26 protein-coding genes, 1 pseudogene and 1 riboswitch are annotated in these 24394 nt (G+C 33.5%); of the genes and pseudogenes, 13 read left to right on the top strand and 14 right to left on the bottom strand.

All coding sequences use genetic code 11. The features are described from left to right. Position 1 precedes the first annotated feature (1 nt). Positions 2 to 163, top strand: a complete 162-nt coding sequence (locus ACKI3H_RS04720; protein ID WP_407371120.1) for a hypothetical protein — start codon at positions 2 to 4, stop codon at positions 161 to 163. A gap of 315 nt (positions 164 to 478) precedes the next feature. On the opposite strand, the gene ACKI3H_RS04715 is transcribed toward ACKI3H_RS04720, so the two are convergent. The 3 genes and pseudogenes from ACKI3H_RS04715 to ACKI3H_RS04705 all read right to left on the bottom strand — a co-directional run bounded on the left by ACKI3H_RS04715 (position 479) and on the right by ACKI3H_RS04705 (position 2126). Then, a complete protein-coding gene (locus ACKI3H_RS04715; protein ID WP_407371119.1) occupies positions 479 to 1135 on the bottom strand; it encodes a hypothetical protein in 657 nt (218 codons plus the stop codon). A gap of 3 nt (positions 1136 to 1138) precedes the next feature. After that, the gene (locus ACKI3H_RS04710; RefSeq protein ID WP_407371118.1) at positions 1139 to 1339 is read right to left on the bottom strand and encodes a hypothetical protein; all 201 of its coding nucleotides are present in this window, start codon (positions 1337 to 1339) and stop codon (positions 1139 to 1141) included. Positions 1340 to 1895: 556 nt separating this feature from the next. Further along, positions 1896 to 2126 (bottom strand): annotated as a pseudogene (locus ACKI3H_RS04705) (DUF961 family protein). Between the two features lie 891 nt (positions 2127 to 3017). On the opposite strand from ACKI3H_RS04705, the gene ACKI3H_RS04700 reads away from it, so the two are divergent. After that, positions 3018 to 3320, top strand: coding sequence for a hypothetical protein (locus tag ACKI3H_RS04700; RefSeq protein ID WP_407371117.1), 303 nt, complete (start codon positions 3018 to 3020; stop codon positions 3318 to 3320). A 389-nt stretch (positions 3321 to 3709) separates the two neighbouring features. Further along, a complete protein-coding gene (locus ACKI3H_RS04695; protein WP_407371116.1) occupies positions 3710 to 5248 on the top strand; it encodes an ATP-binding cassette domain-containing protein in 1539 nt (512 codons plus the stop codon). Between the two features lie 92 nt (positions 5249 to 5340). Here ACKI3H_RS04695 and ACKI3H_RS04690 read toward each other — a convergent pair whose 3' ends face one another. Further along, a complete protein-coding gene (locus ACKI3H_RS04690; protein ID WP_407371115.1) occupies positions 5341 to 6531 on the bottom strand; it encodes an NADH-dependent flavin oxidoreductase in 1191 nt (396 codons plus the stop codon). Between the two features lie 152 nt (positions 6532 to 6683). Between ACKI3H_RS04690 and ACKI3H_RS04685 the strand changes: the two genes are divergently transcribed. After that, positions 6684 to 7058 carry a winged helix-turn-helix transcriptional regulator gene (locus ACKI3H_RS04685; protein ID WP_407371114.1) on the top strand — a complete coding sequence of 125 codons (375 nt, stop codon included), beginning with the start codon at positions 6684 to 6686 and terminating at the stop codon, positions 7056 to 7058. A gap of 97 nt (positions 7059 to 7155) precedes the next feature. On the opposite strand, the gene ACKI3H_RS04680 is transcribed toward ACKI3H_RS04685, so the two are convergent. From ACKI3H_RS04680 to ndk, 3 genes are all read right to left on the bottom strand, one after another. Further along, on the bottom strand, positions 7156 to 7332 hold the full coding sequence (locus ACKI3H_RS04680) for a hypothetical protein (protein ID WP_407371113.1): 177 nt from the start codon (positions 7330 to 7332) through the stop codon (positions 7156 to 7158). Positions 7333 to 7372: 40 nt separating this feature from the next. Then, the gene (locus ACKI3H_RS04675) at positions 7373 to 7828 is read right to left on the bottom strand and encodes a hypothetical protein (protein WP_407371112.1); all 456 of its coding nucleotides are present in this window, start codon (positions 7826 to 7828) and stop codon (positions 7373 to 7375) included. A 535-nt stretch (positions 7829 to 8363) separates the two neighbouring features. After that, positions 8364 to 8765: a nucleoside-diphosphate kinase gene (ndk, locus tag ACKI3H_RS04670; protein ID WP_407371111.1), complete on the bottom strand. Its 402-nt coding sequence runs from the start codon at positions 8763 to 8765 to the stop codon at positions 8364 to 8366. Between the two features lie 275 nt (positions 8766 to 9040). On the opposite strand from ndk, the gene ACKI3H_RS04665 reads away from it, so the two are divergent. Then, positions 9041 to 9493, top strand: coding sequence for a hypothetical protein (locus ACKI3H_RS04665; RefSeq protein ID WP_407371110.1), 453 nt, complete (start codon positions 9041 to 9043; stop codon positions 9491 to 9493). Between the two features lie 49 nt (positions 9494 to 9542). Here the strand turns inward: ACKI3H_RS04665 and gpmA are convergent, their stop codons facing one another. Further along, a complete protein-coding gene (gene gpmA / locus ACKI3H_RS04660) occupies positions 9543 to 10229 on the bottom strand; it encodes a 2,3-diphosphoglycerate-dependent phosphoglycerate mutase (RefSeq protein ID WP_407371109.1) in 687 nt (228 codons plus the stop codon). A 229-nt stretch (positions 10230 to 10458) separates the two neighbouring features. Between gpmA and ACKI3H_RS04655 the strand changes: the two genes are divergently transcribed. The 4 genes from ACKI3H_RS04655 (at position 10459) to ACKI3H_RS04640 (ending at position 15610) form a co-directional block, all read left to right on the top strand. Beyond that, a complete protein-coding gene (locus ACKI3H_RS04655) occupies positions 10459 to 11244 on the top strand; it encodes a glucose-1-dehydrogenase (RefSeq protein ID WP_407371108.1) in 786 nt (261 codons plus the stop codon). A 238-nt stretch (positions 11245 to 11482) separates the two neighbouring features. Continuing rightward, the gene (locus ACKI3H_RS04650; protein WP_407371107.1) at positions 11483 to 12463 is read left to right on the top strand and encodes a glycosyltransferase family 2 protein; all 981 of its coding nucleotides are present in this window, start codon (positions 11483 to 11485) and stop codon (positions 12461 to 12463) included. Next, positions 12438 to 12854 (top strand): GtrA family protein, encoded by a 417-nt coding sequence (locus tag ACKI3H_RS04645; RefSeq protein ID WP_407371106.1) that lies wholly within the window; start codon positions 12438 to 12440, stop codon positions 12852 to 12854. The genes ACKI3H_RS04650 and ACKI3H_RS04645 overlap by 26 nt, the downstream gene beginning before the upstream one ends. Before the next feature lie 8 nt (positions 12855 to 12862). Further along, positions 12863 to 15610, top strand: coding sequence for a YfhO family protein (locus ACKI3H_RS04640; RefSeq protein ID WP_407371381.1), 2748 nt, complete (start codon positions 12863 to 12865; stop codon positions 15608 to 15610). A gap of 53 nt (positions 15611 to 15663) precedes the next feature. Here the strand turns inward: ACKI3H_RS04640 and ACKI3H_RS04635 are convergent, their stop codons facing one another. From ACKI3H_RS04635 to ACKI3H_RS04625, 3 genes are all read right to left on the bottom strand, one after another. Continuing rightward, positions 15664 to 16371 carry an MgtC/SapB family protein gene (locus ACKI3H_RS04635; protein WP_407371105.1) on the bottom strand — a complete coding sequence of 236 codons (708 nt, stop codon included), beginning with the start codon at positions 16369 to 16371 and terminating at the stop codon, positions 15664 to 15666. A 123-nt stretch (positions 16372 to 16494) separates the two neighbouring features. Then, the gene (locus ACKI3H_RS04630; protein WP_407371104.1) at positions 16495 to 17067 is read right to left on the bottom strand and encodes a chromate transporter; all 573 of its coding nucleotides are present in this window, start codon (positions 17065 to 17067) and stop codon (positions 16495 to 16497) included. Next, positions 17064 to 17642 (bottom strand): chromate transporter, encoded by a 579-nt coding sequence (locus ACKI3H_RS04625; protein ID WP_407371103.1) that lies wholly within the window; start codon positions 17640 to 17642, stop codon positions 17064 to 17066. Before ACKI3H_RS04625 ends, ACKI3H_RS04630 begins: the two co-directional genes overlap by 4 nt. Before the next feature lie 269 nt (positions 17643 to 17911). Between ACKI3H_RS04625 and ACKI3H_RS04620 the strand changes: the two genes are divergently transcribed. Next, a complete protein-coding gene (locus ACKI3H_RS04620) occupies positions 17912 to 18763 on the top strand; it encodes a glycosyltransferase family 8 protein (RefSeq protein ID WP_407371102.1) in 852 nt (283 codons plus the stop codon). 67 nt (positions 18764 to 18830) lie between these two features. Beyond that, complete coding sequence (gorA, locus tag ACKI3H_RS04615; protein WP_407371101.1) at positions 18831 to 20183, top strand: glutathione-disulfide reductase; 1353 nt, start codon at positions 18831 to 18833, stop codon at positions 20181 to 20183. 82 nt (positions 20184 to 20265) lie between these two features. Here gorA and ACKI3H_RS04610 read toward each other — a convergent pair whose 3' ends face one another. Next, positions 20266 to 20493, bottom strand: coding sequence for a glutathione reductase (locus tag ACKI3H_RS04610; RefSeq protein WP_407371100.1), 228 nt, complete (start codon positions 20491 to 20493; stop codon positions 20266 to 20268). Positions 20494 to 20624: 131 nt separating this feature from the next. Beyond that, the gene (locus tag ACKI3H_RS04605; RefSeq protein WP_407371099.1) at positions 20625 to 20852 is read right to left on the bottom strand and encodes a glutathione reductase; all 228 of its coding nucleotides are present in this window, start codon (positions 20850 to 20852) and stop codon (positions 20625 to 20627) included. Between the two features lie 287 nt (positions 20853 to 21139). Beyond that, positions 21140 to 21240, top strand: a riboswitch (purine riboswitch). A gap of 167 nt (positions 21241 to 21407) precedes the next feature. On the opposite strand from ACKI3H_RS04605, the gene ACKI3H_RS04600 reads away from it, so the two are divergent. Beyond that, positions 21408 to 22868 (top strand): NCS2 family permease, encoded by a 1461-nt coding sequence (locus ACKI3H_RS04600; RefSeq protein WP_407371098.1) that lies wholly within the window; start codon positions 21408 to 21410, stop codon positions 22866 to 22868. A 192-nt stretch (positions 22869 to 23060) separates the two neighbouring features. Further along, positions 23061 to 23537 carry an AI-2E family transporter gene (locus tag ACKI3H_RS04595; RefSeq protein ID WP_407371097.1) on the top strand — a complete coding sequence of 159 codons (477 nt, stop codon included), beginning with the start codon at positions 23061 to 23063 and terminating at the stop codon, positions 23535 to 23537. A 51-nt stretch (positions 23538 to 23588) separates the two neighbouring features. On the opposite strand, the gene ACKI3H_RS04590 is transcribed toward ACKI3H_RS04595, so the two are convergent. Continuing rightward, on the bottom strand, positions 23589 to 24341 hold the full coding sequence (locus ACKI3H_RS04590; RefSeq protein WP_407371096.1) for an NAD-dependent epimerase/dehydratase family protein: 753 nt from the start codon (positions 24339 to 24341) through the stop codon (positions 23589 to 23591). Positions 24342 to 24394 lie beyond the last annotated feature (53 nt).

Here is a 24394-nt window from a genome sequence, read left to right as displayed (position 1 = left end):
TATGATTGATAAAAATAAAGAAGTTATTGCGGATAAAGGTGTCGAGTGGTTCAATCAAAATAATTTAGAGTTATCTTCTTATGAAAAAAAATATTATATAAAACAGACATATCAAGCTTCACCAATATACTCACCACTGATACCTCAATTTAAAAAAAGCTAAAGGTAAGTGTTTTAAGAGAAACAGCTTCTCTTTAGTGGGAATAGTGAGTAAGAACTGAAAGTCCTTTAGTAATAACGGCTTTCAATTCTTTTTATGAGACTATTTAAAATGAAACTGTATCAGTATTAATGCAGTTATGGCTGAATTATATAGTAGATGTTTTTATTATACTGTTACGTGTTTGTCTTTGTATTAAAGTCAAAGAATCCTCTTTTCTAAAAAAACAAGCAGTTATTATAACTACTTGTTAGCGATAACAGTATAGATAGCTACTCGATAATTTCACCTCATTCAGATAGTAGTTATATTTCCTTTTTAACGTGTAATTATCTGCGAAAATGTATTGTTTTTTATTGTAGTAAGTTGAAAATAGTATTCGGGAAATTTAGGATTAGTAATTTCAACAAGTCTTTCTTCATTTTCATACGTTCTAACATCAATTTTATTACCATAAAAATCAAAGTTTTTAGAATATAAATACTCATTCAATTCATCAAATGTAATATGCGTATCATAATTAAAATGTGTTTCCAGTAATACATTTATATCTTTTGGAATAACAGTATTTACATTAATAGAAATTGTTACGGCTTCTCCTGCATCCAACATAAAGGGAAAAGAGAGCGGTGCGTTACCAATTGTAATGTTTTCTACTATGTTTGAATACTCTGTATGATTAGCATTATTTAGAAAGAAATCATAATTTAAAAAAGAAGCTTTTTGTTTTGAATTATTGGAAATTGTTATATCGTATACAACTCCATTTATTAGTCCAGAGCCATCAATGAATTTCTTGTATTCGCCTACATGGTTATAAGAAACAGACTTATTTATAATTGAAATATTTTCTTCTTCGAAATTTTTATCTTTTCTAATATCATAATTAAATTGTACAACAGTAAAACCAAAAGATATTATTGATAAAATTAAAGCAACTAGAGCAATAATGTTTTTTTTTATGAATTTTTTCAAAGCCTATTCCTCCTTATTTTGATTGATAGTTTTTTGAGAAACTTTTCCAGTTGATAAAGCCAAATGTTTTCTTTTATCTTTTTCATGATGAAAAATCAACTCTATTTTAGTAACACCCTCAATTTTGTACAAATCTTCATTTGAAATATAAATGGAATGCTTCAAGATTTGTATTTCTTTAGAATAAATATTTAATATATCCATTTCACTAACATTTGAAAAGGGCTGGTAGTATAATCAAATTTCTTCATTATTTAGTTCATCCAAATATATAATTTTACCCTCTTTGAAAAATTGAACTCTAAAATCTCTCATGATTCGTAGAAAATTAGTACCATTGTATATTTGAAATGTATAATTCAATTTATAGCCATAAAAATCATTATCTGTTTCCCTCCGTTTTCCAGCCCCGATGTCACCATAAGTTTGGTAAATACCTTAGAACTCTTTTAAATATAACTTAACTTTACCTTTTGATTTTAATAATTCAGTGGCAATTAAAATGGTTACACTACCAAGAACTATTCCAAACATGCCTTCAAATTCAAGTGAAGTTTAATCAAATTATCCACTTTTCTTCCTCCATATAAAATGATTTACAACATATATTATAACAGGATTTTCTTATTATGGTTGTAAAGTTCTATTTATTATTCTGATTAATTTCTTAAGTCGACTTAAACTAATTAATCTTATTTTGATCACTTTTTATTTTCCTTAGAATAATATCAGCTACTAATCGCATTATTTTTCTCTCTCTTTATTCTTTTACCATGTCAATACAGCATAAAAATATAATTAATAAATCAAGGGTACCGATTTTATAGTCCTTTATGAGTAATGCGCGGATTGAATAACTTCACACGTTCCTTAAAGCCGAAATGTTTTTTTTATTTTTAGTAGGAAGAACCAGCTAATATCATCTGCTTCTTAAAAGTCAACAAGAGTAGGAATGGTAGCTCCGAGATAAGACTGTTAATTATCCGCTGATTCTTCGTTATGCGACTTTATCCTCTTCAGTAAATTCTAAATTTCTGAATGTTTTTTCATGTTGGGAGTGACATTTGTTTATTTTTTTTCGGATCATTCCTTCATTTCAAAATAGACAAAAAAGATACTCTTCATTTTTTGAAGAGTATCTATATAGAAAAAATTCCACATTAATTATCACTAAAGACCACTTCCAGTATTAAATTTAGCAAGTTATAATTTTTATGTAGTTCCATCCAAGCTCTAGTAATGTTGATAGCCTAACTTTTTCATGATTTTACAAATAATAGTCCAGTTTTAAATTCGGATATTATCTGGAGCTTCCCATCCTCTAGGATCACCAGGAACATATATATCTACATCTTGAGTATCCTAATCTTTCTGGGTCAAATGCTCTAATCCAAAAGATCTCGTAAGCAGAGGTATTACTCCAGATTCATTTAAAAAATTAGTTGCTTTTAGAAATTCCTCAAATTTATTCTTCAAAGTACTTCCTCCAATTTTATAAAAGTTATTAGTTTTAACTTTCAATCTCAAAATGAGTATAACAATATTTAAACATATTTGGTGTTAAAATTAATTAGCTAGTCTATTGATTTAAGTATATTTATAGTAGTATTATAAAAAAAAAAAACTATTCACAATAAATCTTGAGATTTTTTTTGAAACTGTACAAAGGAGGAATTAACATAAGTATCTATAATTTTTTAGCTACTGACCTTAAGTTGCCTATTTCTAATAATGAAGAAGATATTCAATCTGTTAACGATTTGATAAAATTAGGGTACGCTAAAAAAACATACATAATAATTTTGGCAATATTTCAAAAGGCCTAGGTATTGATAATGATGAAAAATTTTTTCTTCTTGATGGTAAACAAAAGGAGACTAAGTTGGAAATTTATGAAGATAACCATAATCATTTCGCTAGATACTATTCACAAAAGAAATATATCTATCGGACAGAAGGTATCAATAGCGAATCCTTTTCCGCAATGATTTTAGACTTTTTAAACACAATCAAGATAGATTATAAAGAAATAGAATTATGGAATACTTGGCTAGATAACTATGAGTTAGATGAAGTAGAGTATGAAAAAACCAACTGTTCAAAACTTACTGTTGATAGGTTAGATACTTTTTTTGATGATTATACTTATTTGAATCCTAAAGTAATGCTTATGTACAAATATTAAAAGACGGGAAAAAATTTCTTTTTAAGCTAGTCAAATCTATAGGAAAAGGTATCCATTTTAAGCCAATGTTTCGCTACTAATTTGACTAATACTCTATTCATTGCGTACGCTAACATTATTTGATACAATGTACCTAATAAATCGAAAGGTTGTGCTTAAATGTACACTATCTAAAACAAATCGTAATTGAAGAAGAAACTTTTTCTGCCAATAGGGTAGGTTTCTTTGCAACGGTTTTTTTAGATACATCATTTAAACAACTTTTTGAATCGGTAATAGAGTTGCCATCTATAGGCATACTAGGATTCTCTCTGTTTAATTGAACTTGACCGACCGTCTGCAGAAATTTGCTGGCGGTCGTTTTTATTTATTAGATAGGAGGAATCAGTATGTTACAAGTGAGAAATTTGACCTTGTACCACTTAATGGATTTAAAAGAAATCATCAAGGACTTGAGTTTTACAGTCAATCCTGGAGAAAAGGTAGCGATTATCGGTGAAGAAGGAAATGGCAAGTCAACATTATTAAAATGGATTCTTGAAGATAAAAGTATCGAATCGTATATTCAAGCAGAAGGGGAATTGGTCAACCAGTTCAGTCGCACCGTTTATTTGCCGCAATCCTTACCTCAAGAATATATGGAGTATACTGTTGATCAGTACTTTTTCAGCCAAGCTGATGCTATGGACATCGACTACCAAATGCTCTATCAATTAGTGGGGCAACTTGGATTTGATGCTGATCGTTTAACAAGCTCTCAAACATTAAGCAGTTTATCTGGTGGCGAAAAAATTAAAGTTCAGCTACTAAAAGCACTCTCAACAGATCCTGATTTGCTATTGCTTGATGAGCCTTCTAACGACTTGGATCTTGATACAGTCAAATGGTTAGAGCATTTTATAAAAGCTACACCACTAACGATTATTTTTATCTCGCATGATGAATCTCTGCTTGCAGCGACAGCGACCAAAGTCATTCAGATTGAGCTGTTAAGGCATAAGACAGTACCCGTAGCGACTGTGTCCAAGTTATCGTATAAAGAATACATTGAACAAAAAGAAGCACGCTATGAACATCAATCTCAAGTTGCCAACAAGCAACGGGAAGAACACCAAAAACAAATGGACAAGTACCGACAAGTTGAAAGCAGTGTACACCATGCACAAGGAGCCATTTCAAGACAGGATCCGTCTGGAGCAAGGTTATTAAAAAAGAAAATGCATGCTGTAAAATCAATGGGCAAAAGGTTTGAACGCGAAAAGGAAAACTTTGAAGATATTCCGCTAAAAGCAGATGCTATTTTAGTGAAATTCTCAAATACCAAATCCCTTCCTGCAAATAAAACCATTCTCCATTTGGAAGATAAGAGTGTGAAACTAGGAGAAAAAGTTTTAGCACACTCACTGAATCTGCTAGTGAAGTCTCCACAAAAAATAGGAATTATCGGGCAAAATGGAGTAGGTAAGAGTACACTGCTGAAGCAATTATGGGCAGAATTAAATCAGCGTACCGATATTGCAGCTGGATATATGCCGCAAAATTATGCAGAGTATTTACGGATGGATGAAACACCGGTTGAATTTCTGAGTGAAACTGGAGACAGTGAAGAACGCACTCAAGTGATGACTTACCTAGGAAGCATGCGTTTTACGACAGATGAAATGCATCATTCGATCCAGTCACTATCAGGAGGGCAACAAGCCAAGTTGTTATTATTGAAAATCGATTTATTGGGACAGAATGTGTTGCTCCTAGATGAGCCGACACGAAATTTTTCGCCACTTTCCCAACCAGAACTTAGAAAATTATTTAAAAACTTCGAAGGATCGATTATTACAATCTCCCATGATCGGCTGTTTTTAAAAGAAGTCTGCGACCATGTCTATGAAATGAAAAATGATGGATTGGTTTGGGTAGAGATGGAATAGATTAATAGTAAATGAAAAAAGCCTGATCCTATTGGTAAATCAACAGGATCAGGCTTTTTTATGGAATAATAGTACTTTTTAATTAAATAGTCTTATAGTTTTTTCTCGTAGCCTTCCATTGGAGCAAATTGGTCTGAATACTCGTCGTTCAATGTAGCGGAATCAGTTGTAAAGTGCATAACAGAACTGAACGATTCGACTAGGTACACTTGCATGACAGAAGGGATAGCTAACTCATCCATATCCAGTGGGCTAAGTTCTTTACGAATGCTGCTTTCATCGTTGGAAGCAACTTTTTGTACCCATTGAGGTTCACGAATCAATTCTCTTCCCACTGCAACCAGATCAGCACCGTTTGCTAAAACGTCATCTGCGTCTTCAGGGTTTTCTACTGAACCGACTCCAATTAAAGGAACACTATTTTCTGTTATTTTAGCAAATTGATTCAAGATTGGAGTAACATCAGTCTTATCATTTAATGATGTACGTTTATAACTTGCGACTGATAAATGAAGATAATCTATTTTTTCTTTAATAGCATCTGCAAAATAAAGAGAATCTGCTAAACGAATTCCAGGAGTTTCTATTTCTTCTGGAGACATTCTATAGCCTAAAATAAATGGAGTTTTTGCGTACCGTTTAATCACATCTGTAGCGTGATCAATGACTGCTAGAGGAAAAGTAAGTCTCTTATCTCTTGATCCGCCCCATTTATCGGTTCTTCTATTTGAATGTTCTGAGTAGAATTGTTGTAGAAGGTAAGTGTTAGCACCATGCAACTCAACGCCGTCAAAACCAGCAGTTATTGCTCTGCGGATTGCTTCTCCAAAATCAACAATAATTTGCTCAATCTCTTCGTTCGTCAATTCTTTTGGCAATTCAGAGTCTGTTGGGTAAGGAGCAGCGATGGCACTTGCGCTTACGGGCTGATCGCCTTTTAAGATTCTTGAATACGTTTTTCTACCAACATGAAAAATTTGCAGAACAGCTTTTGTGCCTTTTTGTTTGATAGCTGTTGCTAATTTTTCAAGACCTGGAATCATAGAATCATCTGCAACGGATAATTCACCTTCGAATCCTTTACCATTATCACTCACATAAGCGACTCCAGTAATAATCATTGCAGGGCCTCCAGCGCGAGCAGCGTAATAATTGATTTCATCTGAAGTAACCATACCATTATGAAAGCTAGTCATTGTTGTCATTGGCGCCATTACAACTTTATTTTTCAATTGTTGTCCATTTTTAAATTCAAAACCATCTAAAAAATTATATTTAGTCATTCGTGTTCCTCCAACTAGTTATTTGAGAAATGAATTCTTCCCATCAAATCTTATATATGTTAGTATACGTGTTACAATCATATAAAATAAGTACGCACTTTAAAGTGCTATAGGTACCTAAAAGTGCCTAAAAGAGAGATAGGGGAATTAGCATGGAAAAAATTTATAATCTTGGTGTAGAGGCAACGCTCGAGGTGATTGGTGGAAAGTGGAAACCCATCATCTTATGCCAATTGGGTCATGGAGCGCTACGAACAGGAGAAATGAGAAGAAGAATCCCTGCCATTACTCAAAAAATGTTGACACAACAATTAAGAGAACTTGAAGGTGATGGTATTATTGCAAGAGAAGTATTTAACCAAGTACCCCCTAAAGTGATTTATTCTTTAACAAAAGAAGGAAAGTCATTAAGAGAAGTTTTGATTGCCATGTCCGTCTGGGGCGAAGACCGAATAAGCAAAGATCAAAAAAACGGTAAAAATGTCCAGATACTTAGCCCGGATTATACTGGATTTGTGGAAATGTAAGAACTATTCATAAATGATACTAAAAGAAAGAAGCAATCAAACTATTGAAATGTTTGGTTGCTTTTTTTTTCTATAAGAAATACTTAGACTCAATAGACTAGTAGATTTTCTTTTTTCTTTTGTTCATCTGCTTATCTTTAAAATAAAAATATAAAGCATAAAATTGTATGACTAAACCGATAAAAAAAATAAACTTGGTGTGCTCTTGAACCAGCAAGCCAACAGCTGTAATTAGTCCACCAATTAAATTATACTTATAAAATTTATCTTTCATTTAATCGTCCTCTTTTCTTTTCGAATAATACGGACAATAGTTAGTTGTTTTCTTGAAGAGCTACTTCTACTTTTTCTGTTACTTGCTGATTATCTTTTTCATAAACAAATTCAATAAAAATATTTTTTCCAGGTTCGATATTTTTAGAAGGGGCAATAAAGCCAACTAAATCGTCATCTAATAGAGTGGTACGCGTATCCAAGATTCCGTCTTGGTTTGCGCCAGTATTGATGGTGAAAAAAAGATTATCCTCTTCATCATAGAAAATCATATTGGCCTGTTTAACTAAATCAGCAGGTTTGCTATTCGCATGTTCAATAGCAAATAGGTGATAGGTTGGCTGAATATAGGATTCAGTTCCATTTGAAACAATTATCAGATTTTCAAGAGCAACATCTTTTGATCGGGCATCAACTGAAAAACTATGTAAGGTATTGGGTGTCGTACAGGCACTTAAAAATATAGAACATATCAAAAATAAGACAGTTTTTTTCATTTTTTGCCTCCTAATAGTAGAGCTTTTCTTAAGTATACAATAAAGAATAGTTAAATAAACCAGTTGTTTTTTTATAATTTAAACAAATCAACTATCGAAGAAGGACTAAAATTTTGACAGAATTACTTTTAACTAAATAGCACATAAATTTCTGGAGGAATAGGAGTTGCTTGTAGCCATGTCAAGGATTCAATGCGAATTAAAGAGCGTTAGTGCTTCAGCAATTACGCTCTATTTAAGGCTTGAAAACCTGAAGATTTACAGGCTTCAGGTGGTCCCATGGCTTTCCACAAGCAAATCCGTCCATTCCAGAAGAAATTTTCATTTTTTGTATTCTAGTCCTTTTCTAAATAATGTATTCAATAGGAAAAGAGCTATTATTTAGGTTTATTGATTAAATGAGATCTAAATAAGTCTCCATATTGACTAATAAAGTAGAATATTGATTAAATGAGCATCAAAGAAGTTTACATTTGACTAATAAATACAGACTTATCGGTTAATACCAAAATATAGTTTTATTTAGCCTGAGTTTTTAACCAAACCAGATGAATTGTTCTCTAATAGCACTTTCTTTTGAGTCAGAAGCGTGAACGGTATTTTCAGATAAACTAAGGCCATAAAGAGCACGAATGGTATTATCAGGGGAGGTTTCAGGATTTGTGGTCCCGTTCAGAGCCCGAACCCGACTAATGGCATTTTCACCTTCAAATACGAGAGCCACTATTGGACTTCTTGTAAGATAAGAAACCAAGCGGTTAAAAAACGGTTTTCCATTGTGTTCTGCATAATGTTTTTCTGCTAATTCTGTAGAGGCATGAATGAATTTCATATCACAAATTTTCAACCCATTTCTTTCATATTCTACTAGAATTCTCCCAATTAGATTTCGTTCTACAGCATCTGGCTTGATCAATACAAGTGTCTTTTCTGTCATTTTTAATCATCCCCCTATAAGTATACTTATTATGAGTTTAACATGTCCTGTTTCTTTAGTGTAGGAGAGTGTCTTTTATAAATAAATAAAGTGAGTGTCTGTAAAATAGGTAGCATAATGTAACATTACGCGGTTAAAATAGGGATAATTAGCTAATGATGATATACTTATTGTAATATAACGAAGACATTTTTAGGTGTATAAAATTCAAAAAGGATGTAATAGGTGTTGTATTCAATAGCATGCTAAAGAAAAACGATGGAGGAGGAAATAATATGGGATTAATGTTGTCAGAAAAAGAGATATTAGCAAACTTAGAAGCTAACGGGTTACTGAGTCCAATGACAGAAAGCACAGCCGTGTGGGCGCAAATTATGCCTTCTACAGGATCTTTAGTTCTATTTGGAGCCTATGCACAGTTGGCAAAGGGCTCTTATTTCATTTTATGTATGGAACAAGATAAAGTTATTTTGTTGCCTGTTCATAAAATAACTGGAAAAATAGATGCAAAAAAAGAACCAATCATCATGCCTTTTGAAGAATTAGACTCAGTCGAAGTGGGTAAAAATGCGTTATTACACAAGGTAACTTTTACAGCGGGCGAACAAGTGATGCCTCTAAAAATAAATAAAATTGCTGCTGGAACGAAATGGCACAAAAATAATTTAGAAAAAGCATTAGTAGAAATAAAAAAATGCCAATCACTTGTAGTTCAACAGACTACATAGGAATAAAATGAAAAATCCATCCTTTCTTTCGCGAAGGGATGGATTTTTGTTAGTCTAAATAATACTTTTTAGTAACAATCAATTCTTCATTTAGTTCATAAACAAGCGGTTGACCAGTAGGTATCTCCACTGCCATAATCTCATCGTCTGATATTTCTTCTAGGTATTTGATCAAAGCCCGGATGGAATTTCCGTGAGCAGCGATCAATACGGTTTTATTGTCTAAGATAGCTGGAGCGATATGATCTTCCCAAAAAGGAATCACACGTTCCAAGGTGACTTTCAAACTTTCACCCATTGGAATGGTCCGTTTTTGGAGGTTGGCATAGCGGCGATCATTTAATGCAGAGTTCGGATCATCTGGCTTCAATAGTGGTGGTAAAGTATCATAGGAACGACGCCAAATGAGAACTTGTTCTGGACCGAATTCTTCAACTGTTGCTTGTTTGTTTAACCCTTGCAAAGCCCCATAATGACGCTCGTTTAACCGCCATGATTTTGTTTCTGGAACCCATAATTGATCCGATTCTTCTAAGACAATATGGCAAGTCTTGATGGCTCTTTTTAAGACAGATGTAAAAGCAAAATCAAAATTAATGCCGGCATTTTTGATCTTTTGCCCTGCTTTGCGTGCTTCTTCATACCCTTGCTCGCTTAAATCAGCATCCATCCAGCCTGTAAATTGGTTTAATTTATTCCATTCGCTTAATCCATGTCGCACAAAAATAAGTTTCAATTTGAACACCGCCTTCTTCTATAATAGAAAGTAAACTTCCTCTTTATTTTACTCTTGTTTTTTATAAAAGCTAATCATATGGTAGCAACTCTTATGGCATAATGATGAATAATTTTTCTTGTAATGAAAGAGATGGGTTGTCGAGTGTTGAAAATAGACGCTCATTTATTAATGGGCTATACTTATTTTGAGTATGTATATAGGAGTTAGAGAAAATAGGAGGGATTAGATGTACACTGATTTAAAAGGGAAAGTAGCTGTCATTACAGGTGGTTCAAAAGGGATTGGAAATGCAATTGCTAGAAGATTGTCGGAAGAAAAAATGAAAGTAGTTATCAATTATCATAGTGATAAAGAAGGAGCCGAAGAAACGGTAGAAGAGCTTAAAAAAGTTGGCGGAGAGGCTGTGGCTGTTGAAGCTGACGTCAGTAGTGAAGAAGGTGTAAAAGCCTTATTGGATGCAGCGATTTCTAATTTTGGCGATTTAGATCTGTGGATCAATAATGCAGGCATGGAAAACAAAGTGCCCACTCATGAATTGACTTTGGAAGATTGGGATAAAGTCATCAATGTGAATTTAACAGGAGTTTTTCTTGGTTCTAAAGCAGCATTGAATCATTTCATAGAAAATGATAAAAAAGGAAACATTATTAACTTGTCTTCTGTACATGAACGTATTCCATGGCCAACATTTGCGCATTATTCAGCTAGTAAAGGTGGAGTGAAATTGTTCAATGAAACCATCGCTCTAGAATATGCACATAGAGGAATCCGGGTAAACAGCATTGCTCCAGGAGCGATCAATACACCGATCAATGCTGAAAAATTTGAAAATAAAGAAGAAAAAGAAAAAACGTTAACCATGATTCCAATGGATTATATTGGAAAACCGGAAGAAGTTGCAGCAGCTGCAGCTTGGCTAGCTTCAAATGAATCAAGTTATGTGACAGGTACCACACTGTTTGTTGATGGCGGTATGACGTTGTATCCATCTTTTGAAAAAGGTGAAGGTTAAAGAAATAATCAAAAGGGTCTTGAATAATGTAGTTTTTACCCTAGTAAATAGCTGTTTGTTGGGGCAAGAATAACAGTCGTTCAAGACCTTTTTTTTTCTGGATAATTAATAGATTTAAAAGAAATTTCTCATTTAAAGGGTGCAAAAATAGACGTCTATTTTACGGTAAGATATACTGGTTAAGAGACGAACGTTTACAACTATGGGTTCGATGTACGATAATGAAGGGTTAGATTGAATGAAAACTATTACAATATTGATTCCTGCTTACAATGAAGAGGCAGTAATTGACAAAATGTATGAAAAATTAGATAGCGTCTGTGGAGGTTTATCTCAGTACGCATTTGAATTTTTATTTGTGAATGACGGAAGTACCGATAGAACACTTGAGCAAATAAAAGCTTTTAAGGAAAAGGATTCACGTGTACAATATGTAGACTTATCTCGTAATTTTGGGAAAGAAACAGCCATGTTGGCAGGATTTGATTACGCTAAAGGAGATGCTTTGATCATTATTGATGCCGATCTTCAACAACCTCCAGAAACATTTGCTGAAATGATTCATTGGTGGGAAGAAGGCTATGATGATGTTTATGCGGTCCGTAAAGATCGCGAAGGGGAAACGTGGGTAAAAAAATGGACCTCTGAAATGTATTACCGTGTATTACAAAATGTTGCTAAAGTAAAAGTTTACCCGCAAGCAGGTGATTTTAGATTACTAGACAAAAAATGTGTAGCTGCATTGACTCAATTGAGAGAGCATGAACGTTATACAAAAGGAATGTACGGCTGGATAGGATTTAAAAAGAAAGAAATATCTTATATAGCAGAAGCTAGAGCAGCTGGAGAAACAAAATGGAAGTTGTCAGCTTTGATGAATTTAGCTTTAAATGGCATAACTTCATACAGTACGATGCCTTTAAGAATTTGGTCAATTATTGGATTTATCATTTCGATGTTTGCCTTTGTCTATTTGACGATTGAAATTATTCGAACGATGTTATTTGGAACGAGTGTTGCTGGTTATCCATCTTTAATTGCCGGTATATTATTTTTAGGTGGTATTCAACTGATTTCCCTTGGTATCATTGGGGAATATTTAGGTCGGGTTTTTGTGGAAACGAAGGAACGTCCTGTATATTTTATTCAAGAATATTCAGAAAAAGAAATGAAGAAAGAGATGGATGTAAGTGATGACAAAGATAAAGAGTCTCATTAGTAAGTACGAAGAATTAATTGGTTATTTGATTTTTGGAGGATTGACAACTATAGTAAACATCGTTGTTTTCTATTTGTTTGATTCGGTTTTTGAAGTACATTATTTATTTGCAAATGCAATTGCCATTGTTGTATCTATATTATTTGCATTTTTTACCAATAAAAAATATGTCTTTAAGTCTTCTACGCCTACATTCCAATTATGGGTAAAAGAATTTAGTTTATTTGTTTCTTTCCGTTTACTATCAGCTGTTTTTGATATGGGAAGTATGTGGTTGTTGGTTGACGGTCTGAATTTGAATGCGAATGTTGCCAAAATCATTACACAATTTATCGTTGTGGTATTGAACTATGCCTTCAGTAAATTTTTTATCTTTAAACAAGGAGAGTGATTCAGTTGATGAAAAACCTTGGCGAGAATTTAGTTGAAGAAAAAAAAATCACTAAGCTGACATTTGCTCTCTTTACAGGTTTATTTCTCATTATGATAACGGCTATTTATAGCTACTTTATCGTATTGCAAAAATCATTTATCTGGGAAGGCGATGGCTTTTCACAACATTATTTAATTTTTAAAGATTATTTATCTCTAATAAAATCATACTTTGCAGATCCGTCAGCTGGTTTACAGTTTTGGGATTGGACAAATGGCATGGGTGCAGATGTCTTAAGTGCGTATGGGTATTATGTAGTAGGTGATCCGTTTGTTTACCTAGGGTTGTTATTTCCTGCAAGCATGACGGAATTTGCCTATCATGTGCTCGTTTTACTGCGTGTATATGCTATAGGAATTGCTTTTTTATTTTATTGCCGCAGAATGCAACTAGCGAGTTCAGGTGCTTTAGTTGGTTCACTGATATATACCTTTGCTTTTTATGTGGTATTAAATGTTACACGGCATCCTTTTTTTCTAATGCCAATGATCTTTTTTCCGTTATTGTGTATCGGAATTGAAAAGATTTTGCACAATGAATCCAATACATTATTCATTGTAGTTATTTTTGTTAGTGCATGTAGCAATTTTTATTTCTTTTATATGTTGAGTGTACTAATTTTTATTTATGCAGTTATTCGATATTTTAATCTGTATGGTACTAAAAACAACAAATTACTGTTAGGTTATGTTTGGAAAGCTGTCTATTCTTATTTAATAGGGCTATTATTGTCGAGTGTTTTATTCGTTCCGATTGTAGGAGGGTTCTTACAATCATCTAGAGAGCCGGGAAATTTTGCCAGTGGGCTGCTTGTGTACCCCGTTAAGTATTATTGGTCATTAATCTTAAATCTATTTATTTCTGAACGTTACTTATGGACGGTCTTTGGCTATTCATCATTTGCACTGTTGATGGTGCCAATGCTTTGGATGCAACGCAAAATGTTTAGCTTTATTCCAGTCACTCTAGGGATATTTGCATTGATGTTGACACTGCCGGCATTTGGTTCCATTATGAATGGTTTCGCAGGCCCCTACAATCGTTGGACATTTGCTATTCCGTTGTTTGTATCTTTAGGAGCCGCAATACTCTACAATAGTCGGTTTAGCTTAAAGAAAAAAGAGATTTTAGCTATGGGCTGTATGATCCTGCTTTATGGAGGAATATTGTTTGTAGTTATCCAAGTAATCGATTTGAGAACAGCCTTTATCACTCCTCTGATTTTTGCAATTCTGATGTGGCTGGTATTACTTTTAGCAAATAAACAGCAAAATAAAAAAGTCTTAACAAGAGGTTTTAAAGGATTTTATTCCGCTGTATTATTACTGCTGATTATGGCAAATTTAAGCTATAATGCAATGGATTATTATTATTCATGGGGACAAAATACGATTGAGTTATCTGTAGATTACGGAACGATTGATGATGAGTATTTAACGACTTTTGATCGATTAGAGCAACAACTTCCACAAGATACGGATATCTCTCGCATTGGAGTAACCAGTAAAGACAATCATATAAAAAACCAATTCATTATTTTAGAGGAAATGGGACTGAATTCTTATCTATCTGTTTCAAATGGTTTTATTTCAAATTTTGCCCGTCAATTAGGAACCGGCCAATTTCAGCTTATTCAACCTTTACGAAATGGATTTGACGACCGACAAACTGCAAATAATTTTTTAGGTGTTCGCTATATTCTGACAGAAAAAGAAAATGAAGTTTATCTTCCATATGGGTACGAAGTAGTGGAAAACCTTTCTGATAAGAGTTCAGATTTTATTGTAGCTGAAACAAAAAATTATTTTCCTTTTGCATCTGCCAACCCGGTATATCTAACTTATGAGTTATTTGAAAAAATGAATCCTATCGAAAAAGAACAATTCTTATCTTACGGAGTTGTGATTGATTCAAAAGAGGTTGAGACAACGGATTTAACATTGTTTGATCAGCCGTTAAAAGTCAAAAGTGAAGGGTATCAATTAGTTTCGGAGAATAAAACTAAAATTAACATTGAAGAAGATGGAATAACGATAAAAGAGGATAATGGGAAAGTTGAACTGCTACTAGATGATCCGACAGCTTTGCAACAGGCTGAAGTGTATGTTTATTTAGAAGGGCTGGACTTTACACCTAGCGTAAGCGATCCTTTAACAGGAACTCCTACTGCGTTTAATGCTCAAGTAAAATTAGGAGAACGAAAAAAGACGATTCGTCAATCAGATGTATTAAGTTTTAGTTCCTATTTTAAACGGACAAATATGTTGTTTAATATGGGGTTTCAAGAGGAAAACAGCAAAGAAGAGAAAATTACTCTTCAATTTTCTAAAGCAGGAAACTATAAACTAGAAGATATTACTGTGTTCGTTGTTCCATTAGATAATGATTATTCAGACAGAGTGATGGAGAAGAGAGACAATCAATTAAACATTGAAACGTTCACCAACAAAATGATTAGTGGCTCAATTACTATGGCTGAACCATCGATTTTAGCTACTACAATTCCGTTTACTAAAGGTTGGAAAGCGGAAGTCAATGGTGAGAAAGTTGAAACTATTCTTGTTAATGAAGGTTTTATAGGACTTCCATTGAAGTCAGGAAATTCAGAAATAACATTTACGTATCAACCACCATTTTTAATTTTGGGAGCTTTTCTTTCTTTAGCAGGAATACTCTTGTTGATATTAAATCATGTATTTTGGAATAAACACTAAGAGTTAGTAGAATAAAAAAAGAACAAAAGTGAATCATTCACTTTTGTTCTTTTTTAATTTTCTCTTAACGTATGAATACGACGAATATATTCAAATTCTGATAGATCTTCTACTACAGAAGCAATCGATTTGGTATCCGGTAAACTAAGTGTGTAAAGGTTAATGTAACTATTTTTTTCAATATTATTAGTGTCTACACTGTAATCTAAGCCGAGAACATTGATTCGCATACTAGCAAAATAACTAGTAAGAAATTCTTTTGTCTCTTCACGATTTACATAATAAATTTCAATTCTCTTTGAACTTTGAACACGGAAGAGCTTTTTGATCACACGTAAAACAAGTAAAATGACTAAACAACCCATTAGAGCTAAAAAATAGCTTCCCATACCAACCGCTATACCTAAACCAGCAATAGTCCAAATAGAAGCAGCTGTTGTCAGTCCGGTAACACTTTTTTTAGTCACAATAATTGTACCGGCACCTAAGAATCCGATTCCACTGATGATTTGAGCTGGCATCCGAGTCATATCTGTATTTAGTACTTGAGCTAAATCTGGTTGGCTTAACCCCATTTCAACAGTACTGTACGTGACTTGTAGTTGAACTAAGGTAATGATACAGGCACCGGCACATACCAAGATATGTGTGCGTAAACCAGCATCATGCCCTTTTATCTCACGCTCATAGCCAATTACGCTTCCAACTGCAACAGCTAAGATTAAGCGGAGAAAGATTTCGCTGTATTCTAATTCAAACATTTAAACACCTACTTTCTAGGGGAACTATGCGAAATGAAAGTGCTTTAATTGACTCTTTTTCTTTAGTATAAAGCAGACAAAAAGATTCACAAATGATTTAACTTTAAAAGAATTATTATTTTTTTAGATGAGTGTGGTTACTCCATAAATTATGAGTCTAACTAGTCCCGCCGTCAACATGACAAATATTGGTCCAATTTTTGTTTTGCGCAGTAAAATTAAGCCAATACCAAACAAAATCAAGGAAATCCAATCTAATTCGACCCATTCAATTGGAAGGGAATCGCTATTAAACAAAGCAGTTAATAGAATAGACAACCCTGCCGAAGCAATCAAAGCCACAACAGCTGGACGCAAGCCTTTAATAACTCCTTGGACTAAAGACAACCCTTTGTATTTATAATAGAGTACTGCTAAAAGCAGCACAATAATAACAGAAGGTGTGATACATCCTAACGTAGCTATCAGTGAACCGGGGATTCCGGCTACTTTTGTCCCTACAAAGGTAGAAGCATTTAAAGCGATTGGACCAGGTGTCATTTGAGAGATTGTTAGAATATCAATGTACTCTGTACTAGACAACCAATTGTTTTGCTCTACTACTTGTTCTTGAATTAAAGGCAAGGCTGCATAACCGCCTCCAAAACTTAAAGCTCCAACTTGGAAAAAGCTCCAAAATAATTGCAAATAAATCATTTGTTTAGCCCTCCTTTAGGTATATGTGACTCTCTATAGGTTGTATACGCACCTATTGCGCCACAAATAAATAAAATAATGACAATATTAATTGATGTAAAGGCAGCTGCTAAGAAAGCAAAAAACATGACAATGATGGGTAGGATTTTTTTGTTTTTCGTAATTCCTTTGACCATGTCAATAACGACATTTACGATGACAGCTGCGACTCCAGCTTGCATACCAAACAATACAGCATTTACAATTGCATTATCACGGAAAGCTAAATAAAAATAAGAAACAATTGTAATGATTATAAGTGGAGGTACAGAAGTTCCTAATACAGACAAGAGAGCTCCTCGAATGCCAGCCATGCGGTAACCAATAATAATTGAAGCATTAACCGCGATTGGTCCAGGAGAAGATTGAGCAATCGCTACTAAGTCGAGCATTTCTTCTTCTGTGATCCATTTTAATTCCTTTACAAAACGTTTTTGCATAAGAGGAACAATTACATAGCCTCCACCAAATGTAAAAGCACTTAATGTGAAGGTAGATAAAAATAATGTCCAATAAAATGATGCATCTTTTTTCATGAAATTCTCCTTTGTATTATAAAATAAATTCATTAATTTCAGTATACATTAAATCAAAGTAAAAAAAAAAATGTGCGCTGCGAGGTATAGTAATTTTTTTTATAAAATAGTATTTTTTAAACTACTTTGATTGCAACTTAAACTTTTTTAATTCATAATTTAAAGTAAATACTAAGTTGATGGAAGAAAGAATATTTGAAAATAGTACATTAAAAAAAATTAGTAACAATTGAACTATAAAATAAGCAACAGGATATAGGAGAAATGTTATGAACTTATTATTTACACTTAATGAAAATTATTTAGATCCATTGTATACTGTTCTTCGTTCTATTTTTCGTTCAAATGATAAAGAAGAAATTACTGTTTATCTGATGCATCAAAATATACCGCAAAAAAAAATTACCGAAGTGCAACAATTTATAACCGAATATGAGCATACATTTTTTTCAATAGACTGCAAAAATCTTTTTTCAGAAGAAGTTGTGGTTAATCGATACTATTCAATTGAAATGTATTATCGCTTGTTAGCTCCATTTGTATTGCCAACAGAATTAGACAGAATCTTGTATCTTGACCCTGACATTGTAAATTTACAACCTTTTTCATCCTTTTATGAACAAAATTTTGAGGGGAACTTATTTGTAGCGACCACACATGATTACGCAACAAAATGGATACAACCCATTAATAATATTCGATTAGGAACACTATCATCTGAAGATTATTTTAATACAGGCGTTATATTAATGAACCTTCCATTAATCAGAAAGACGCGTAATCGGGAGGAAATATTTGCAGCTATAAAAATCAATAAGAAACGGTTAGTTCTTCCTGATCAAGACATTTTTAATTATTTGTATTGGAAAGAGGTCAAAGAAGCTGATTGGCAAATCTATAATTTGGATGCCCGTTTTTATTCCCAATTAAACCGTGTTTTTCCACGTAAATTTTCAAATGAATGGGTAGAAGAAAAAGTAGTATTTATTCATTACTGTGGAAAACATAAGCCTTGGATCGAAAGAGACAATTATCGATATAAATTAGGTGAGTATTATTATTATTTTGAGGATACTTTAAAACCAGAAAATGAGTTAAACTTGTTAATAGAAGACGAATAAGCAAGTGAATAGTCTTTGGGAAAAAGCTTACAGCAAATTGAAAACATAAAGAAAGTAGGAATAGTTAATGGTTATAAAGTATGATTACATTGCAATTGGTGGAGGAAGCGGCGGTATTGCTTCAGCTAATCGTGCTGGAATGTACGGAGCGAAAGTAGCTTTGATTGAAGGCAACGCTATTGGCGGAACCTGTGTCAATGTAGGGTGTGTTCCTAAAAAAGTTATGTGGCATGGCGCTCAAATAATGGAAGATATGGAACTATACGGAGAAGATTACGGCATTACAAGTAAGGATCGTCAATTAAATTTTGAAAAATTAGTAAAAAATAGAGAGGGATATATCTCTCGATTGCATACTATTTATCAAAAGAACTTAAATAATAATAAAGTCGATTTAATCAACGGCTATGCAACATTTGTCGATGCACATACTGTTGAAGTTAACGGAGAGCATTATACAGCGGATCATTTCTTAATTGCTACAGGTGGTCGTCCAGCTTGGCCAGAAATTCCTGGAGCAGAATATGGGATGGACTCAGATGGTTTCTTTGAGCTAACGGAACTACCTAAGCGAGTAGCTGTTGTAGGAGCTGGGTATATTGCTGTTGAATTAGCAGGTGTTTTACATGGGTTAGGTTCAGATACGCATTTATTTGTTAGAAAACATGCACCGCTAAGAAATTTTGATTCAATTATTGTCGAAGGACTTGTTGAAACAATGGCTAAAGAAGGAGCAGCTTTACATATCCATGCTGTTCCTAAAGAAGTGAAAAAAAATGAAGATGGTTCTGTCACTATTCATTTTGAGGACGGTTCTTCACATACAACAGATGCTATCATTTGGGCAATTGGTCGTGAACCAAATACAAAAAATTTAAATCTCGCGGTAACGGATGTCGAATTAAACGATGGCGGATACATTAAAGTTGATAAGTACCAAAATACTACAGCTAATAATATTTATGCTATTGGAGATGTAGTCGGTCGTATAGAATTAACTCCAGTTGCTATTGCCGCAGGACGTCGATTATCTGAGCGCTTATTCAATAATAAACCAAACGAGTTTTTGGATTATACGAATATTCCAACCGTTATCTTTAGTCACCCGCCAATCGGAACGATTGGAATGTCCGAAGAAGAAGCAAAGGAAACCTATGGTGAAGCAGATATTAAAGTGTATACATCCATTTTTACTTCTATGCACAGTTCCATAACAGCTAACAGACAAAAAACGTATATGAAATTAGTATGCCAAGGTGAAAATGAAAAAGTAATTGGTTTGCATGGACTTGGAAGAGGTTTGGATGAAATGGTCCAAGGATTTGCTGTGGCCATAAAAATGGGAGCAACAAAAGCAGATTTTGACAATACAGTTGCTATTCATCCTACTGGATCGGAAGAATTTGTTACAATGAGGTAATAAAAATAACTTGAATACAGCAAAATAAGGTTGAGGCTTGTTGCTCAACCTTATTTGCTTATGTCACAAATTTTTTTAAAGTTCAATACCAAGAACCATCAGCTGTATAGTGGGAAATTTTACCGTTTTTGAATGTGATAGATACAAAGTTTCGTTTAGAATCGACGTTGATTTCAACGATGTTATCCATAGTGTATTCTGGAGGGTTATGCAAGGTATCCATGTGGCGAGCATAAACTAAACTAAGAATTTGCATTTGTTCCTCATCTAAGTCGAAATAGCCTTTGATTTCAGTTTTTTTTGAGACCATAACAACCCCTCCTGTTGTTTATTACTAATTATACTATTAACCGAAAGTAAAAAAAAAACAGTTTTGAAACAATAAAAAGAGCACCAAAACATTCAATTGTTTTGGTGCTCTTTATGAATGATAAAATTACCCTACTCGTAAGTCCATTCACCAGTGCTATTGTAATGAACAAGTTCACCATTAACAAAGTGAATGTCTACAGTTTGGAGACCGTTGTTCCAGGAAACTTTTTTAATATTTTCTAAATTATATTTTACAGGATCATCCAACGTATCCATATGTTGGGCATAAACATTTGCTAACCAACTGATTTGATTTGAATCTAATTCATCATAGCCTTTTATTTGTGTGAAATCCATAAAAAATACCCCCTTGTTAATTATAAAACTATTGTAACGTATTCTAGATGAAATGAAAAAGAGAACGCTTTATTAAAGGGTTTGAAATTAGATGGGTATAACAATAAACTAACGAAAAAAATAAGAAAGCGGTTAAGAATTAAAAACAAATAAGAGGGATTGAAGCTTTATTTTTTATATATTCTTAATATAACTGATTTTTACAGGCGAAACACGAACGATTAGTTAATTAATTTGATGGAATATTTATTATATGGTTGTTTTATAATGAATCATCTTCTATAATTGGAAATGCAATGTTTAGAACCGAATATAATTAAGCGATATGGGCTTTAAGTTTCTACCGGACACCGTAAATGTTCAGACTATTGGTTCTAAATAAACTCATTTAGGTTTATTTAGAGAGTCATTAGACATATTGGAAGAACTGCGATTATTTAGAATTATTTTTTTGTCCTTATATTTTTACGATGCAGTTAGGTAGAAAAACTAAAACTCAGTAGGTTTAACTATTCAGGTTCACTTGTAATACAAAAAAAGTGAGGAAATAGTAAAATGGAAAAGTTTTTTAAATTGAAAGAAAATGGCACTAAAGTAAGCACTGAAATCACGGCAGGTCTAACAACTTTTTTTGCAATGTCGTATATTATTTTTGTTAACCCAGCAATTTTATCTTTAACAGGTATGCCTACACAAGCTGTTTTCTTATCTACTATAATAGCTGCTGCTATTGGTACGTTAGTAATGGGATTATTTGCAAATGTCCCTTATGCACAAGCTCCTGGAATGGGATTGAACGCATTCTTTACGTATACAGTTGTTTTTGCACTAGGTTTTTCATGGCAAGAGGCTTTAGCAATGGTGTTTATCTGTGGAATAGTAAATATCTTAATTACGGTAACAAAAGTACGTAAATTAATCATCCATTCAATTCCAGAAAGTCTGCAACATGCAATCAGTGCTGGAATCGGTGTTTTTGTTGCTTATATCGGGATTAAGAATGCAGGTTTTCTTCAATTTACTTCAGAGCCTGGCAATATTGAAACAATCAACAATGCACCTTTTGATGCAGCTTCTTCTTATCCAGATGGTATCTCAAGTGTTGTAACTGGTGGAGGAATTGTTCCTGCATTAGTGAATTTTACAAGTCCTGGATCATTATTAGCCTTGATTGGTTTAATCATTACAGTGATTCTATTAGTTAAAAATGTTAAAGGTGCTATTTTGATAGGAATCATTCTTACAACAATTATTGGAATTCCAATGGGAGTGGTTGATTTATCTGTCGTATCTAATCCAGCTAATTCACTAGGAAATGCTTTCTCAGAATTAGGAACAACTTTTGGTGCAGCATTCGGTAATGAAGGAATGATTTCATTATTTACAGATGTTTCACGCTTACCTCTAGTTATTATGACGGTTTTTGCTTTTAGTTTATCGGATATATTTGATACTATTGGAACCTTTATTGGGACTGGTCGTAAAACAGGAATATTTAGTGCTGAAGACGAACTAGCACTAGACAATAGTGCTGGTTTCAAAACAAAAATGGACAAAGCATTATTTGCAGATGCAATTGCAACTTCTGCAGGAGCAATTTTTGGGACTTCAAATACAACAACTTATGTTGAAAGTGCGGCCGGTATTGGTGCTGGTGGAAGAACTGGTTTGACAAGTGTTGTGGTAGCTGTATTATTCTTATTAACAAGTTTATTTTCACCACTAGTAGCACTTGTACCAACTCAAGCAACCTCGGCTTCTTTAATATTAGTAGGTGTAATGATGATGTCATCATTCTTAGAAATCAATTGGGAAAGCTTGGAAGAAGCCATTCCAGCATTTTTTGCTTCAATATTTATGGGATTGTCTTATAGTATTTCATATGGTATTGCTGCAGGATTCATTTTCTATGTTATTGTTAAAGTTGCTAAAGGAAAAACAAAAGACATTCATCCCGTATTATGGATCTCAACAGGACTGTTTGTTCTTAATTTTGTAATTATGGCCTTTATCTAAAAGAAAGAAAATATAAATAAGTTAACCTAAAAATGATCACATATACTTTAAATCACCTTAATCGATACAGGAGAAAAAAATGTATCGATTAAGGTGATTTTTTGTAGCTTTAAAGATACTACTCAAGTTGGATTGCATCAATTCATTCTTCTTGTACAATAGAAGAAATGAATGAAGAAATGAGGAGTAAAAATGAATGATATAAAAGAAATTTTATCTCAATCAGCAAAAGGAATCAAAGGGTATTTTAAAGCGGAATTAAAATTATCGGTGTTGACCTTTATCCTACTGTGCATAGGTTTTGTTATCATTGGAATTGATCATTGGGGATTAAAAGCTTTAGGGATTGCTATTGTAGATATGGTTCCAATTTTAGGAAGTGGAATCATTATGATTCCATGGGCATTAATTCATTTCTTTATGGGAAATACCACATTGGCTTGGCAACTAGGATTATTGTACATCGTTATCAATGTTATCCGTCAAATTGCTGAACCGTTTGTCACAGGTAGAGAGATTGGTGTAAGACCTCTGTACACCTTTATTTCGACTATTGCTTGTATCCTGCTATTTGGTCCATTTGGAGCAATATTAGGAGCGCTCGTAGCTATAGTTATAAAAGCAGTTTATGAAGTGAAAATGGTCCGGAAAAGTTATCCAAGTAAATAGAAAAATAGTAAAAAGGCTTTGTTACTCTATTTTAGAGTAACAAAGCCTTTTTTATTCATCTTTTGTAAAGTAACCGAGTAGTTTAAAACCGTCATCTTGTGGTTGGTAGCCAATATCAACGCGAGCTTGGTCAATATCTAAACGTGGGAAAGTATTGTTCGAGATACCATTAACCAGTAAGAAAGGTTCTTTCAATGTTGCAGTTAAACAGCAGTCTACAAGATGGCACATATCTTTGCCTGATAAGTAATTGGACATGGCATCCGGAGTAGCTAATGCAGGCAATTCATCGCCTTTAAAATCTCCAATCCGAAGGCCAATCGATTCTAGCCCGGTTGTAAAAGCGTAATGGCTTGCTAAACCTTCTAGATAGACTTTAGACACTCCATACAAATCAGCAGGACGTACGGGATCATTTGTAGCGACTTGTACATTTCGCGGATAGGCATCAACAGAATGGATTGAACTAGCAAAAATAATCCGTTTGATGGATTCACTTTTGGAAGCTTCTAAGTAAAGATTATGTGGAATCTTATAATTTAAATCTAAAAGACTATCATAAAGTTCTGCGTCAGGGCTAGGATCTCCAGCTAATTGAATGACGTAATCTGCTCCATTTAATAGGCCATTCCAGTTATCTAAAACGGATAAATCTAACTCTTTTGTAATGGTACCATCTACAAGTTCTTTATCTGACTCAGAAAAATCGATATCTACTAAAGTTAACTTATGGTTCTTTTTAAGATGAGTTGTTAAAACTTCTCCAATGGTTCCCGTTGCACCAGTGATTAGGATGTTAGCCATATTATAATCTCCTTAGTAAAAAATAAGTTAAGTTAAAAAGAGCACTACGTTAG

Origin of the sequence: Carnobacterium sp. (assembly GCF_045617425.1) — a bacterium.
Classification (GTDB): domain Bacteria; phylum Bacillota; class Bacilli; order Lactobacillales; family Carnobacteriaceae; genus Carnobacterium_B.
Note: the sequence above shows the minus strand (reverse complement) of the source record. Positions and strands in the feature narration are given on the sequence as shown.